We start from the raw sequence: 14,704 nt of genomic DNA, 5'->3' as shown, positions 1-14,704 counted from the left end.
CCCACAATCCGGAAAACCAAACGGGTATGTCCCAGTTTTCCGCAAATCCGCAAAAGAAAAAAGCACCGCACGGGTGCCGGAAATTGCGGACGATTCTCATTTTATCGCCAAAGGCAGCCTGACCCAGAAAATCGCGCCCCGCCCCTCCTCCGATTCGACGGCAATCGTCCCGCCGTGATTCTGTATGATCCGGTACGACACGGTCAAGCCCAACCCCGTCCCCTCTTCCTTCGTGGTATAGAACGGTTCAAAAATACGGGCCAGCACCTCTTTCCGAATCCCGGGACCATTATCGGCAAAGGAAATTTCACAATCCCCTTCCGCAACGCGGATGCCGATCGAAAGCCTGCCGTTCAGCTTGATCGCCTCAAACGCGTTACAGATCAGATTGATGAACACCTGCTTGATCTGTTCCACATCGATTTCACAGATGACGGGAATGTCTGACGGTTGAAACTGCAGATCGATATTGCGCAAAAGCGCGTCGCTGTTCATCAGCGCTTTGACATCCTCCATCACTGCATTGACGTCGACCAGGCGCAAATTGGGGTTTGTCGGCTTCGAAAGCAGCAGGAATTCGCGGATAATGTCATTGACACGATCCAGTTCGTCCAGGATGATCCGGAAGTATTCCTTTTCCGGCGCATCATCCCCGTACTTGCGGCTGAGCAGTTGGACAAATCCCCTGACGGAGGTCAGCGGGTTGCGGATTTCATGGGCGGTTCCGGCCGCCAATTCGCCGACGACCGCAAGCTTTTCCGACTGCCGGATCTGCTCTTCCAACAGTTCCAGCAAGGTGATGTCTTTATACGTCAACATCGCTCCCAATGCATGATCATACTTGTTTCGCAAGACGCGAATCGAGACAAGCATGTGCCGCGTCCGGCCTTCTTTGTCTTCCAAACGAACCTTGATATCTTTAAATTCCCGTTCATAACGGAGGGTTTCAGACAGCTTGTCCAATATTTCCCGACCGATCGGGAACACTTGCTCGAATTTTCGGTTTTTTACCTTTTCGTGCGACAGGCCGGTAATTTCTTCCGCACCTTTGTTAAAACCGGTGATGATGCCTTCCGTATTCAGGGTCACCACGCCGTCCGCTATATGGTTCAAAATCAGCGACGCATGTTCCTCCGCCGCACGCAGCCGGTTCATCTCGGAATTGTCGACGAACGTCGCAATAATTCCGATTTGCCGGCCATTATCGTCCAGAAGTGGCGTTGTCGAAGTGACAACCGGGATCTCCGATCCGTTCTTTGCAGGGCAATAGCTCTCGAAACCGAAGAAGGGCTGTCCGGATTGCAGAGTTTTCCAGAAAATCTCTTTGTCGCCGTTCAACAAGTGGTTGACCTTCAGAAACCCATCGATCTCCTCGCGGGTATATCCCGTCATCCTTTCCGCCACCTTGTTGACATACGTGACGGTCCCGTCACTGTCGTATGTGACGATTCCAACGGGAATCGAGTCAAGAATCCGTTTGCAGAATTGATCTGAACCGCTTGGTCTCAAATTACCACCCCCAGCCCTCTTTCCCGATAAAAATTCAGTTCTACCTGCGAAATGGAAATCCCTTCTTTATGGTCAGTGATTTTTGTTACAGAAAAGGGCTGCCATCCACATTATCCACAGGGTTATCCACAATACAAACCGCACTAAACTAAGAATACCTTAGTTTATCCACAGCTCTCACATTTGATTCACATAATATCTGGTGATAATTCCCCGCTCCGATTTCCCTTTACCGGCATATATCCGCCAATTTATCCACAAGACTCTGTGAACAATTCCGTTCAATTGTGGAAACATCTGTGGAAAACTGCAGAACATCATTAAAAAATCCTGGAAACACGATACAAAAACAGGCTCTACACCGTGATCTGTCCACAATGTAAGAGCCTTTCAACGCAAGAGTTTTCCTCTGTTTGTATTCCGTCATGACCCGGTCAAATCCGTAAACGGTCCCTCTTCCCATTTGGGCAAGGGCAAGCTTGCATAGGCGTTCAAGTCGAGATTGTGGAACCGCCCTTTTTCGTAAAACGGGTGAGCGGCCGCGGCGATCATCGCCGCGTTGTCCGTACATAAAGACAAAGGCGGGAACATGACGGCAAATCCTTCTTGCCGGGAACGCTCCCGGAGCTTCTCGCGAAGTCCGCGGTTGGCTGCCACGCCGCCGGCGACAACCACGTTGGGAACGCCGGTTTTGCGTACGGCAAGCACCGTTTTTTCCACAAGCACATCGAGTACGGACGCTTGAAAAGCGGCCGCGACATCCGCGGGTTCCAACTTTTCGCCGCGCTGTTTTGCGTTATGCAAAGCGTTTATTACAGCCGATTTCAGTCCGGAAAAACTGAAATCCAGCGATCCTTCCTCCAGCCAGGCTCGCGGAAACGAGATTTTTTCGAGGTCTCCTTCCTGCGCCAGCCGGTCGATCACCGGCCCGCCCGGATAGGACAACCCCATCGCTCTCGCGACTTTGTCGTACGCCTCTCCCGCCGCGTCGTCGCGCGTGCGGCCGAGAAACTCAAACTTCCCGTGTTCCGGCATCAAGACGAGCTCCGTATGGCCGCCGGACACCACGAGCGCCACCAGAGGCGGCTCCATTCCGCCCGCCAGGAAGTTCGCGTAAATATGCCCCGCGATATGATGCACGCCGAGCAAAGGAAGCGATTTCGCGTAGGCAATCGCTTTGCCCGCCGTAACGCCAACCAGCAGTGCGCCGACAAGCCCAGGTCCGTATGTGACCGCCACCGCAGACAGGTCGTCGAGCGTCACTCCCGCTTTTTGCAAAGCCTCATTCACCACAAGGACGACGTTCTCCACATGCCGGCGGGACGCCACTTCCGGCACAACACCGCCGAACTGCCGGTGGATTTCCGCCTGCGACGAAATGACATTGGACAACACCTCCCGGCCGTTGCGGACCACCGCGGCGGCCGTCTCGTCGCAACTCGTTTCGATCCCGAGAATCAGGGAAGGTTTGCCCGCTTCCCTGTCGCTTTGATATTTGCTTTTGATTCGTTCCAACCAGCCCATTGAATTTATCCTTCCATTCCGTCCAGCCGATGCTGATCAGGGTCCAACTCCGCCCACATAATCACGGCATCTTCCTGATTGTCCGAATAATACCCTTTGCGAATCCCGTGGCTTTGGAAACCGAGTTTTTGATAGAGATTCTGCGCCGGCTTGTTTGACACCCGCACTTCCAAAGTCATGCGGGAGGCACCGTTCTCTACGGCAAGCGCCATCATCCGCCGCAGCAGATTTTCCCCCAATTTCCGGCCCCGGTACGCCGGGTCGATGGCGATATTGGTGATATGGGCTTCGTCGATGATCACCCACATTCCCGCATACGCGACGATACGCCGCTCGATTTCCGCGACGATATATTTCGCAAAATGGTTGCGCGTCAGTTCCCCTTCAAAGGCCGCTCGCGACCAGGGCGCCGAAAAGGATTGCTGTTCGATCTCCAAAATCCGGTCGATATCCGACAACTGCATCCGGCGATACGTAACCCCGCCCATCACGCACCGTCCTTCTCGCGTACATCGGCTGTATCCCGCAGCGTCAAAAGTTTCGCTTCCGCCTCCACTAGCTGGAGATATTCCGGGACGAACCGTTCCGCTTCGGCCACCTCGCCCGCCTCGATGCGTGCAATCCCTTCCTCCAGCAAATGGGCGGCGCGGACCAGTTTTGGCTGGCCGCTTTCTGGAAAAAGCGCCCGTTCTCCAAACCGCCCGACGATCAGGTCCCGGTTGTTGTCCGCTCCATCGCCCAGAAACATCACTTGCGGCACCCTGCCATCGGCGGCCCGTTCCGCAAGCCGCCGCTCGATCACCGGGAAAAAAGCTTCCAACTTCCGCAGCGCGTCCGGTTCAATTTTGACAAAATCCGCCTTGCCGCTTCCCACCCCGGTATTTTGCCGTTCATACAACGCGCAATAAGCTTGCCGCCTTCTCGCGTCAAACAGCGGACATACCAGCAGATCAGACGCTTTGTAATGAAGGGCCAGTCCGTTCAGGCTCGATACCCCGACAAGCGGGATTTGCAGGGCCCACGCCAACATTTTCCCTGTGGTGACGCCGATTCTTACTCCCGTATACGAGCCGGGTCCATGCCCGGCGACAATGCCTTTCAACCGGTCCGGCGTCAGATCGGCGCTCTCAAGCAGGCATTCGACCATCGGCATCAGACGGTTGGAATGATTTTTCTTTACCACCACCGAAGCTTCCGCCAACAACCGGTCTTTTTCCCCGATTGCGACAGTCAGCGTCTGGGTGGCGGTGTCCACCGCTAAATACGGCATGTTTGGTTCAACTCCTCAAGCAAACCGGCAAAGCGCGGTCCCCGACCCGCAATTTCGATCAGCCGCTGCGAATCTCCCGTCTTGCGGATCGTCACTTGCAACAGTTCTTCCGGCAGCAGGAATGCGATAGATTCCGCCCATTCAATCACGGAGACGCCGTCCCCGTACAGATATTCCTCAATCCCGAGACCCTCGGAGCCCGCCTGTTCCCCAAGCCGGTACACATCCATATGATAAAGCGGAATTCGTCCGTCATATTCCCGTATCAGCGTAAAGGTCGGGGAATTGACCGGTTCCTCCACGCCTAGCCCTTTTGCCAGTCCCTGCGTGAAGGTGGTCTTCCCCGCCCCCAGATCGCCGGACAATGCGAGAACGTCCCCCGGTTGCAGCAGACGCGCAAGCTGTTCGGCGATGAATCGGGTTTCTTCCGGCGTATGTGTCGTCCTCCGGAACACGTCAAGGCCCCCTATTCCGCAAAATGATTGTAGCCGCGGGCAGGCAATGGAGTCTCCCCGCCTGTCGCCTTGTCCAACAATACGCCCGTTCCCGGTGTTACGCGTCCGATCAACGTCACCCGGATGCCGTTGAGATGGCACGCGGTAACGACAGCTTCGTACGCCAACGGGTCAAGCGTGCCCACCAACTGGTAGTCTTCGCCTCCGTATAACGCCCAATCGGTGGCGCTATCCCCGTTGATCCTGGAAAAATTGGCCACCGCCGGAGCGATCGGGAGCCTGCTCTCTTCGATTCTGATCCCGACTCCGCTCGCCGCCGCAATCTCATGCAGTTCACTGGCCAACCCGTCCGATATATCGTTGCAGGAGGTACAGCCTCCGCTCTCAGCCAAAATACGCCCCGCCCGCACCTGCGGAACGGGCCGTTGATGAAATCTCGCCAACTCCAGTTGTTCGTCGGGCGGCACCAGACACTTGCACCCGCTGGACAAAAACGCAAGCCCGGCGGCCGAGCCTCCGAGCGAGCCCGTCACAAACACAAGATCTCCCGGCCGCGCTCCCGAACGGAGCAGCACCTTTCCCTTTTCCACCTCGCCGTTGACAGTGACAGAAATCACCAGCGGCCCGCCGGTTTTTACGATGTCCCCGCCGATCACATGAGTACGGTATTCGGTGCAGATTTCCGCGATTCCCTCATACAAATGTTCCAATTTTTCGACCTCGTAAGAAGGGGGAATGGCCAACGTGACCACAGCGTGGCGGGGAATTCCCCCCATCGCCGCGATATCGGACAGCGAGGCGGCCATCGACTTCCAGCCGAGGGAACGAAAATCGATCGTGTCGGACCGGAAATGCACTCCCTCAACGAGCATATCGGCCGTCATCACAACATGGCACGCGGAATCATAAGACAAAACGGCGGCGTCGTCCCCGATGCCCACAACCACCGTTTGATCCGCGGCGGGCAATTTGGCCCGCAGCCGGTCAATCAATCCAAACTCCCCGATGTCCCGCAAATGCACGCCCGTCGCCCCTTCCGATTCCTTCATTTTTTCATTATAACCCTCCGCGGAAAGGCCGGGCAACTTTGAAGCTTTTTCGATTGCCATTTCGCCATGCGCCGCGCCGTCAACAACAAGAACGCGCTAACCTTCCGGTTCCAGCGGTTCGATGTGGACGTGGACATTGATGATATTGTGCTCCCGCATCAATCTTTGCTCGATTTGCTCGGCTATGTCATGGCTTTCCACAACGCTTAGCCGGGGATCGACCAGGACGACGACATCGACCAGCAGGCTGTTGCCGTGGACACGCGCTTTCATGTCTTTCACCGCCTCCACGCCGGCGACCGCTTCGGCCGTCCGCCGCAAATCGGCAAGCCGCTCTTGGTCGAATCCGTCCGTAAGATGGTGGGAAGCCTCCCAAAAAATATCCCAACCGGTTTTAACGATCATGATTCCCACAACGGTGGCCGCCAAAGGGTCCAGCCACGGAAGGCCGTACCGGGAACCGAAAATGCCGGCGGCAGCTCCGACGCTGACCAACGCGTCGGAACGGTTGTCTTTTGCCGCCGCGCTTACCGCCTGGCTGTTGGTTTTTTTTGCTAAATTCAGATTGAAACGATACACGAGAAACATGACGAGCGAACAAAACAAGGCGGTCCACGCAGCCGTCAAGTCGGGCGGTTCGACCTTCCCGGCGATCAAAGAGCGGACCGCTTGCAGCAGCACTTGAATCCCGGCGGCGACCATAATAAACGAAGCGATCAGCGAAGCAACCGTTTCCGCCCGAAAATGTCCGTAAGGATGATCTTCATCCGGCGGTTTCCGGGACACTCTGAGACCGATCAGCACCGCCACCGACGCGATGATGTCCGTTGTATTGTTCACCCCGTCCGCAATCAGCGCCTGGGAGCGGGTGACAAATCCCACGATGATTTTTGCCGCAGCAAGGGCCAAATAAGCGGCAATGCTCACCCAGGCCCCTTTTTCGCCCATTTTGATCTCGTCGTACCGTTCCAAACCGAAAACCTCCAGCAATTACTCGTAAAGCCATATTACTAAACGAAGCCGATGTGGGTCTACGGAAACATTGTTTCCTCGGACCAGAAATGTAGAGCGGGGGAAAATAAGTTGCATGCGACAAAAAACAAAAAGAACGGTTCTGTCGATTGGCGCCTCCCCGCCCGACGGCGACCGGCGGAATTCCGTTTCTCAATCCCCGCTGGCTTGAGGTTTTTATTATAATCAAAGCTTTAAAGCCGCATACAGGCTTACATGATTCGGCACAGCGCACATGCCATGTATTAAGAAATTATTTATGACATAATTTGTTGTATTTCCTTAGTGGTCCTGCCAACTCAACCGAAAAATCGTACAATCGGTTGAAGAAACATTTGAGGGAATCGCCGGACCCGGGTGGAATTGCTGAAAGACTGGTCCAATGAACAATGGTCCCACATGGAAAACGCGGCGATGGAAATCGAACGTATTCCCCCGGAGGAATGGCGCCGCCACCTGGCAATCCGGCTGCAAAAAGCCGTTTTCTTTACCGAATTCTTTTTGGTGACACCCGAGAAGTCTACGCATCTACATACGGGAATCACGAGGGCGCTTCCTATGCCCGGGCAAGCAACAACGGCATCGGGCGCGTCATCCGACATGTCATAAAAACTGACAAACGGCTTCTCTACGGACCTGCGACAGATCGAATGACGTTAGAGATCGGTCCGCGCACCTCCACGATGAAGTGACCTTGTTTTTTCTGCAACCCGTTCACCGGCAAAACAAACTCAGCCACATATTGGTCGGTCGTATCCCGAACGACGTGTTGGGCGGCTTGATTCAGCGGAAAGCGGGACACGTTTACCGCGACTCCGGGGACAACTACCTGTTTATGGCCAAGTCCAACTTCGATCCGGACATCCAGCCAGGCATCGCTTTGTCCCGCAGCCGTTTTGAGGATCGCACATTCACCCTCGGCGAAAACCTAAAAGACGGTGTCCACACCAAACATTGGGGAGTCGTCAAAATCCAAAACCACACGGAATTCGAAATCCGGTTTACAGACCCGGCCACCAACGAACTGCACCCCGGAGTCATGAACACGATCAAAAAAGGCTCCAACCTGTTCGTTCGTTTTCCCGGTTATTCCGACTATCGCCATATCCCGGTCATCGGCAAAGGGGTGACGTTTCAGTTGCCCGGTTCCCCCGATGTCTGGGGCATGATGTGCGAAGCCGACCTCGAAGAAGTGTACAGGCGCAGGTCCATCAACTGGACTCTCGGCAAATACTTTACGGTCTTGACCTTTCTGGGAATCGCCCTGCATCTGCTCCTGGCCGCAACCGGCTTTTTCCCGAACTGGCTGGTCGGGGTTATGGAAGCACTGTACGGTGTGGTGGCAATGTTCATCTTTTATCGACGCGCAATCTCTCCCATCGCCTCCCGCTTGGCGCATATGACGCGCATTATCCGCCGCATCGCGGAAGGCGGTGGGGATCTTACAATCCGTTTGGACAACGCGATGCTGACCAACGACGAAACGGGGAAATTGGGCCGTTGGGCCAACAACTTGATCGATAGTCTGGACGGACTGATCAGCAAAGTCAAAACCGCGGCACTGGATGTGGAACACACAAACAGTTCGCCGCGGGAAAAGACGGTCCTTGTCGAACAAAACTCCTCGCTTGTCATCAGAAGCATGAACGACATGCTGGAAGGAATGCACTGCCAGTTGGCGGATGTGCAGCAGGCGATGAGACAGACGGAGCAGGTCGGCGAAACGCTTCGCTCGATGGAACAATTATCACAAAAACAGCTCCTTGAGGCGCAGGGATAAGTGGAAAGCATCAGCGAAAAAATGAGAGACATCGTGGACCACGTCCATCACGCCCCGGAACTGCCCAACGCCTTCGTTGAGCATTCAGAGAAAATCAGCCGTATCGTCGACACGATCAACAACGTGGCCAAACAAACAAACCTGCTGGCGCTGAACGCAACGATTGAAGCCGCCGGAGCCGGGGAAGCCGGACGGGGATTTGCGGTGGTGGCAGAAGAGATCCGGAAATTGGCAGAGCAAACCACGGCATCCACGGAAGAGATCAGCCGGACCCTGGAAGAAATCGAGACCGATTCCCGCCAAGTTCAAGAAGCGATCCGAAACGGCAGCGAACAGGTGGAAAAAGGAGCCGATTACGTCGAGGCGGTAAAAGAAGTTCTCACCTCGATGTCGCAAGCCTCCGCCACTCACCCGGACGTGACGGAACAGATGGTGCAAATGATACAGGATGTCCATTACGATTCCGGACAAAGTTCGCTGGTGGTTTTAAATTTGCGGCGTTTAATGGGCAAGTTCAAACTCTCGACCAACTGATCCGAAAGCCACTTTCACCGTCCGGCACTCTCCGGCTGGAGAACGATTATGCGACCGTTCCCGATTCGCTAAAACGCAGTTCGCAAAAAACACGTGCCTGCCACCCCAGGCAGCCCCGCGATTCAATTCGATTGCTGCAGCCCTTTCATCGAAAGACCGACCCGTCCTTTTTTCAGATCGACGTTTTTGACCCGGACGTTAACGATATCCCCCACCGCCACGACATCCATCGGGTGACGCACATAGCGGTCCGACAATTCGGAAATATGCACGAGTCCGTCGTTTTTCAAACCGATGTCGACAAACGCCCCAAAATCCACCACATTCCGGACCGTACCTTTTAACACCATGCCTTCGGCCAGATCCTCCAGTTTCAACACGTCGGTCCGGAACACCGGCGGCGGCAGTTCTTCCCGCGGGTCGCGGCCCGGCTTCAAAAGCGCCTCGGCAATATCCCGCAGGGTGGGCACCCCGATTCCCAATTCTTCCGCCATTTTGCTGACATCGATCATATTCAGGGACCGTTTCAACGCTCCTCGCCGTTCTGGATCGTTGACGTCCCCAACTGTAAAACCCAATTTTTGCAGCAGCGATTCGGCCGCCCGGTACGATTCCGGGTGAATCGGAGTGTTGTCGAGGGGATAGTCGCCGTCCGGTATCCGCAAAAAACCGGCCGCCTGCTCGAAGGTTTTCGGTCCGAGCCGCGGTACGTCGGACAGTTGATGGCGGGTTTTGAATTTGCCGTTTTTCTCCCTGTAGGCGACAATCCCTTTCGCCACCGGCGCGGAAAGCCCCGATACGTAAGCGAGCAGCGACGGCGAGGCGGTGTTCAGGTCAACGCCGACCGAGTTGACCACCGATTCCACCACACGGGCCAACTGTTCCTCTATCCGCTTTTGCGACACATCATGCTGGTACTGCCCGACGCCGACCGATTTCGGGTCGATTTTCACCAATTCCGCCAACGGGTCCTGCAAGCGTCTCGCGATCGAAATCGCGCTTCGTTCCGCCGCATCCAGCTCCGGAAATTCCTCGCCCGCGAGTTTCGACGCGGAATAGACGCTGGCGCCCGCTTCGGAGACGATTACGTAAACGATTTTCCGCGGCATTTCTTTCAGCAAATCCGCGACAAACTGCTCGGTTTCCCGCGATGCGGTGCCGTTGCCGATGGCGATAACGTCCACGCCGTGTTTTTCGATCAAACCCGCAAAGATTTTTTTGGCATCCTCCACCTTGTTTTGCGGCGGAGTCGGATAGGCGACGGCGATATCCAGGACTTTTCCCGTTTCATCGACAACCGCCAGTTTGCATCCCGTGCGGTATGCGGGGTCCACGCCCATCACCTTTTTGCCGCGAACCGGGGGTTGCAGCAAAAGCTGCCGAAGATTGCCGGAAAATACTCGAATCGCTTGCTCCTCCGCCTGTTCGGTCAAGATCGCCCGAACTTCCCGCTCGACCGCTGGCGCGATCAACCGTTTGTAAGCGTCCTGAATCGTTTCAACCAAATAGGGCATCGCCTCCGTTTGCGCCACCGGCGCGTTGGCACCCTCCCCATTCTTTGGCAGAGCCCGTTTTTGCAAACCGTCCAGGATTTCTTCCACCGGCGCCTTGACCGAGATCTTTAAAAACCCTTCCCGCTCCCCGCGGTTCATGGCCAGAATCCGATGCGACGGAACCTTGCCGAGCGGCTCCTCAAATTCGTAATACGCCTCATAAACCGACTCGGCGCCGGGGTCCGCCGCCTTGCTGACCAGCGTCCCCCGCTTCAAAGTCAATTCCCGGATGAATTTCCGGTTTTCGGCGTCGTCCGCCACTTCTTCCGCAAAGATGTCCAACGCTCCCCGCAGAGCTTCTTCCGCGGATGAAACCCCATTTTCTTCCGATATGTATTGCGCCGCCCGCAGCAGAACGTCCTCTTTGCCGTCTTGCACCAACCACTCGGCAAGCGGTTCCAACCCCTTATCTCGCGCCACGGACGCTCTTGTTTTCCGCTTTGGGCGGTACGGGCGGTAGATGTCCTCCAGCTCCGTCATGTTCTTCGCCTGCCGGATGGCGGCTTCGATTTCGGGGGTCATTTTCCCCTGTTCGCCAATCAGCCGAAACACTTCTTCCCGCCGCGCGTGCAAATTCCGCAGCGATTCCAGCCGTTCCTGGATGGCGCGGAGCCGGTTCTCGTCCAACTCCCCCGTCATCTCCTTCCGGTAACGGGCGATAAACGGGATCGTGTTGCCTTCGTCCAGCAAACCGATCGCCGTTTCGACCTGTTTTCTGCGAAGCTGCAATTCCTCCCCGATCAATTGCGCAAAATCAGGTGTCACCAAAGCCATCGTATCCCTCCGTTCCCGTTTTTCATTGTACCACTTGCCAGAGACGCATTCGAGAGGTTGCCCTACACATGTATCGCCAGTCAACCCGGACACACCCGGCTATCCGTTTGAAGTGGATCAATAAAAAACAAGTCAAATTTATTCACACAATCTTCATATAACCGCAACAAAACCTTAATATTTTGTCCTATCAGACAGAAAACGACAAAATCTTTTTCGTTTATTTTAAAAATGGATCTTTATTTTTTGGATCAAATGAGATATGATTAGATCATACAAAATCACCCGCCTAACGGCGTGGTTTGCAATCTGCAGACAAGGGAGGCGATTCGAATGGATGAAATTTTGTTCGATGAAGTGGAAACCACCCGCACCCGTCATATCGGGTTCATCACCGGGGGGACGCGCTTTGATTTCACGCTGACGAATTCCGAACACTTTTACGGAAAGACGATTGTCACGTGCCTTCAGTCCAATCGAAGCGCACTCCTGGACAGTGACGACATCGAAAATGTCGATTACCTGGCAAAATGGTTCAATTTGACTCCTGAAGACGCACAACATCTTTCGAATTTTCTGAAGGTACCTCTTGCGAATTCCGTTCGTACCGAACAATACTGATCCGCGCAACCGATCTGCGTCCAACAACCCCCCGGATTTCCGGGGGGTTTGTTTTTGGGATGCCCGGTACTTTTTTTCGGGGCATAGATCGGACAGACGTGATGTACTTTGTACTAGTGTGGTAAAATCTGAGGGAGGAACCGGACATGTTGGCAACGCTTTGGCAGACCTTCCTGACATGGGTGCACCATGCGGGGTATCCCGGCATGGGTGTGGCTCTTCTGTTGGAGGGACTCGGCATTCCTTTTCCCGGAGACGCCGTTATGGCATTCTACGGGTATTTGATCTCGAACGGCCATTTCTCCTATGCACAAGCCGTGTTCTGGTGCACGGCCGGTTGTTGGTCCGGTTCGATTCTCGCCTTTGCCGTCGGTAAGACATACGGCATTGGTTTCCTGCAAAAATTCGGCCGTTTTCTGCTGCTCAAACCCGATCATGTCCGCTTCACCGCCAAATTATCCGAACGCTACGGCATCTGGGTGCTGGTGATCGGCCGCTTTCTGCCGGGTGTCCGCACCGTATCCAGTTATTTTGCGGGAATCGGCGGTATGGCATGGCCGACGTTCCTGTTGATGTCGTTGGTCGGGTTTGCGGTTTGGTGCGCGGTTTGGGTTGGGATCGGAGTCTGGTTTGGTAAACACGCAACCGTAATCCTGTCGCAAGTCAGCCGGTTCCTGCTGGTCATGATGCTGGCTGCCGGGGCGGGGGCGGGTGTGTGGTTTTTGTTGCGACGACACACAATCAAATGAGTTTTCTTCATCTGGGAGGATGCATGGGGTGACACTCAAGAAAATCGAATATTGTCTTTGCAATTTGCAAAACAACGGATCGCAGTTGATATACGATACGGTACGAAAAGAATTTCCGCAGATCGAGCAAAACCGTTGGGGATGTCTTGGCAACTGTTCCGAATGTTTCAAAAGACCCTTTGTCTTAATCGACGAAAAAGCGATCATTTCCGCCCCGACCCCGGACGAACTGTTGGGCAAAGTGCGTGAGATGATCAAAACCCCCATCGCATGACGGGGGTTAACTCACAAAAATCTGATGGAACAGCTTCGCCAGCCAGGCGACCAGCTTCGCGCCCGGATACAGCACCAGCAGTGAAAGGACGGTACCCGCAAGGCGGCTGAGCGCCAGACAGACCATCGAAGACTTGACGACACCCATGTCGATCTTGCGATGAATCCCCTGGTCCATAATGATGGCTCCCCGCGGATCGACCAGAAACAACAGCAGAAACGCCGCGATCGCGTTGATGGCGGGCGAGAAACTGATGGCGGTCCCTTTGTATTCGGGTTCCAGCGAGCCCGCGTAGTACGCGGCAATCGATCCAACCGTAAAAAACGCATACAGGATCGCGTTCATCACGATCATGTCCTTCGGCACACCCTGCAGGCTGATTCCCTTCCACATGCTCCACTTCGGCCAACGCCAGCATCGGGCCAGTTCCCGTAACCCCTGCCTGGTGAAAAACAGCGATTGAAACACGCGCATCGCCGTTCCCTGCCGCTCCATCCGGTTGATTCCCAATTCGTAGAACTTGTCCGTGGCCGGCAGCAGCGCGATGGCAAAGGCCGTTCCAACCGCCGCCCCCAGCAGAACAAACTGCAGCGCAGCCAGAGGATCGAAACCTTGGCTGACCGATCTGTCAGTCAGCGCTCCAATCGGCGTCAGATAGAAAAAAGTCGTCATCCGCGATCCGAATGTCAGCATGGCAAACAGGGAATTCGCAATGGCGAGCTGCCTGGTGCGGACCCCCGCCAACCGCGCCGCATACGCGGTCGTATCGAAAAAATTCGTGAAGGCGATCATCAAAAAGATAAACAGCAGATAACCCGCCCCGATCTGACCGCCCGTGATGCTTTCCAGCCACTCCAACCGATTCACATCCCAACAACCCGTCAAGACTCTTAGCACATATCGACAAACGTTTGAAACAAGTTACAAAAAACCGGATGCCGCCGCCACATGTTTTCCGGGTGCCATTGCACACCCACCGCAAAGCGGTGCCGCAAACTCTCAATCGCTTCCACCACGCCGTCTTGGGCGATCGCGGACGCGACAAAGCCGGGAGCGACCGTTCTTACCGCCTGATGGTGAAAACTGTTGACCCGTATCCGTTCCACCTGCAAGATCTCCGCCAGTTTCGTGCCGGCCGCAATCACCACTTCGTGCGAGGCGTGCCAACGCGGAGCATGCTGCATGTGCTGCAGCACTTTGCGCTTTTGCGCGGCCAGATCCTGATACAGCTTTCCGCCCGCCGCCGCATTCAGCACCTGCATCCCCCGGCAGATGGCAAAAATCGGCTTGTCGCGCCGCAGGAACTCTCCGGTTAATTTCCATTCCATCTCGTCCCGGGCGGGGGAAACTTCACCCAGTTGGCAAATCGGCTCCTCCCCGTAATAAGAGGGGTCCAAATCGACTCCCCCGGTTAACAGAAGTCCATCCAACCGTTGTGCCATCGCAAGAATCAGGTCTTCTTCCGTCACCATCGGCAAAACCACAGGGAGCCCGCCAGCCTTGGCGATAGCGGCCGTGTAATCGTCCCCGACAAAAACTCCCTCGACACCCGAGCGCAATGTGTAAACGGAGCTTGTTACTCCAATCAGCTTGCACATGGA

The 14,704-nt window shown here is 55.2% G+C and carries 16 protein-coding genes; 6 read left to right on the top strand and 10 right to left on the bottom strand.

What is annotated here, in order from left to right; genetic code table 11:
- Window positions 1–96: 96 nt before the first annotated feature.
- The 7 genes from AC4ED1_RS09670 to AC4ED1_RS09640 all read right to left on the bottom strand — a co-directional run bounded on the left by AC4ED1_RS09670 (window position 97) and on the right by AC4ED1_RS09640 (window position 6,779).
- Window positions 97–1,509 carry a PAS domain S-box protein gene (locus tag AC4ED1_RS09670; protein ID WP_490938027.1) on the bottom strand — a complete coding sequence of 471 codons (1,413 nt, stop codon included), beginning with the start codon at window positions 1,507–1,509 and terminating at the stop codon, window positions 97–99.
- 423 nt (window positions 1,510–1,932) lie between these two features.
- Window positions 1,933–3,033, bottom strand: coding sequence for a tRNA (adenosine(37)-N6)-threonylcarbamoyltransferase complex transferase subunit TsaD (tsaD, locus tag AC4ED1_RS09665; RefSeq protein ID WP_490938025.1), 1,101 nt, complete (start codon window positions 3,031–3,033; stop codon window positions 1,933–1,935).
- Window positions 3,034–3,038: 5 nt separating this feature from the next.
- Window positions 3,039–3,521 (bottom strand): ribosomal protein S18-alanine N-acetyltransferase, encoded by a 483-nt coding sequence (gene rimI, locus AC4ED1_RS09660; protein ID WP_490938023.1) that lies wholly within the window; start codon window positions 3,519–3,521, stop codon window positions 3,039–3,041.
- Window positions 3,521–4,303, bottom strand: coding sequence for a tRNA (adenosine(37)-N6)-threonylcarbamoyltransferase complex dimerization subunit type 1 TsaB (gene tsaB, locus AC4ED1_RS09655; RefSeq protein ID WP_490938021.1), 783 nt, complete (start codon window positions 4,301–4,303; stop codon window positions 3,521–3,523). Before tsaB ends, rimI begins: the two co-directional genes overlap by 1 nt.
- Complete coding sequence (tsaE, locus tag AC4ED1_RS09650; protein WP_490938019.1) at window positions 4,291–4,758, bottom strand: tRNA (adenosine(37)-N6)-threonylcarbamoyltransferase complex ATPase subunit type 1 TsaE; 468 nt, start codon at window positions 4,756–4,758, stop codon at window positions 4,291–4,293. Before tsaE ends, tsaB begins: the two co-directional genes overlap by 13 nt.
- Window positions 4,759–4,769: 11 nt before the next feature.
- Window positions 4,770–5,867, bottom strand: a complete 1,098-nt coding sequence (gene thiL, locus AC4ED1_RS09645) for a thiamine-phosphate kinase (protein WP_490938017.1) — start codon at window positions 5,865–5,867, stop codon at window positions 4,770–4,772.
- A gap of 36 nt (window positions 5,868–5,903) precedes the next feature.
- Complete coding sequence (locus tag AC4ED1_RS09640) at window positions 5,904–6,779, bottom strand: cation diffusion facilitator family transporter (RefSeq protein ID WP_490938015.1); 876 nt, start codon at window positions 6,777–6,779, stop codon at window positions 5,904–5,906.
- A gap of 396 nt (window positions 6,780–7,175) precedes the next feature.
- On the opposite strand from AC4ED1_RS09640, the gene AC4ED1_RS09635 reads away from it, so the two are divergent.
- The 3 genes from AC4ED1_RS09635 (at window position 7,176) to AC4ED1_RS09625 (ending at window position 9,132) form a co-directional block, all read left to right on the top strand.
- Window positions 7,176–7,427 carry a hypothetical protein gene (locus AC4ED1_RS09635; RefSeq protein ID WP_490938013.1) on the top strand — a complete coding sequence of 84 codons (252 nt, stop codon included), beginning with the start codon at window positions 7,176–7,178 and terminating at the stop codon, window positions 7,425–7,427.
- A gap of 85 nt (window positions 7,428–7,512) precedes the next feature.
- Complete coding sequence (locus tag AC4ED1_RS09630; RefSeq protein ID WP_490938011.1) at window positions 7,513–8,598, top strand: hypothetical protein; 1,086 nt, start codon at window positions 7,513–7,515, stop codon at window positions 8,596–8,598.
- Window positions 8,599–9,132, top strand: a complete 534-nt coding sequence (locus tag AC4ED1_RS09625; protein WP_490938009.1) for a methyl-accepting chemotaxis protein — start codon at window positions 8,599–8,601, stop codon at window positions 9,130–9,132. It begins immediately after the preceding gene.
- Between the two features lie 122 nt (window positions 9,133–9,254).
- Here the strand turns inward: AC4ED1_RS09625 and AC4ED1_RS09620 are convergent, their stop codons facing one another.
- On the bottom strand, window positions 9,255–11,459 hold the full coding sequence (locus AC4ED1_RS09620; RefSeq protein ID WP_490938008.1) for a Tex family protein: 2,205 nt from the start codon (window positions 11,457–11,459) through the stop codon (window positions 9,255–9,257).
- A gap of 333 nt (window positions 11,460–11,792) precedes the next feature.
- Here AC4ED1_RS09620 and AC4ED1_RS09615 point away from each other — a divergent pair, with 333 nt between their 5' ends.
- The 3 genes from AC4ED1_RS09615 to AC4ED1_RS09605 all read left to right on the top strand — a co-directional run bounded on the left by AC4ED1_RS09615 (window position 11,793) and on the right by AC4ED1_RS09605 (window position 13,103).
- A complete protein-coding gene (locus AC4ED1_RS09615) occupies window positions 11,793–12,080 on the top strand; it encodes a DUF3055 domain-containing protein (protein ID WP_490938006.1) in 288 nt (95 codons plus the stop codon).
- Between the two features lie 146 nt (window positions 12,081–12,226).
- A complete protein-coding gene (locus AC4ED1_RS09610; protein ID WP_490938005.1) occupies window positions 12,227–12,829 on the top strand; it encodes a DedA family protein in 603 nt (200 codons plus the stop codon).
- 28 nt (window positions 12,830–12,857) lie between these two features.
- Window positions 12,858–13,103, top strand: a complete 246-nt coding sequence (locus AC4ED1_RS09605) for a DUF1450 domain-containing protein (RefSeq protein WP_490938003.1) — start codon at window positions 12,858–12,860, stop codon at window positions 13,101–13,103.
- A gap of 6 nt (window positions 13,104–13,109) precedes the next feature.
- Here AC4ED1_RS09605 and AC4ED1_RS09600 read toward each other — a convergent pair whose 3' ends face one another.
- A complete protein-coding gene (locus tag AC4ED1_RS09600) occupies window positions 13,110–13,970 on the bottom strand; it encodes a lipid II flippase family protein (protein ID WP_490938001.1) in 861 nt (286 codons plus the stop codon).
- Window positions 13,971–13,993: 23 nt separating this feature from the next.
- Window positions 13,994–14,701 carry a gamma-glutamyl-gamma-aminobutyrate hydrolase family protein gene (locus tag AC4ED1_RS09595; RefSeq protein ID WP_490937999.1) on the bottom strand — a complete coding sequence of 236 codons (708 nt, stop codon included), beginning with the start codon at window positions 14,699–14,701 and terminating at the stop codon, window positions 13,994–13,996.
- Window positions 14,702–14,704 lie beyond the last annotated feature (3 nt).

The organism is Effusibacillus sp. SKA8 (assembly GCF_058273125.1).
Note: the sequence above shows the minus strand (reverse complement) of the source record. Positions and strands in the feature narration are given on the sequence as shown.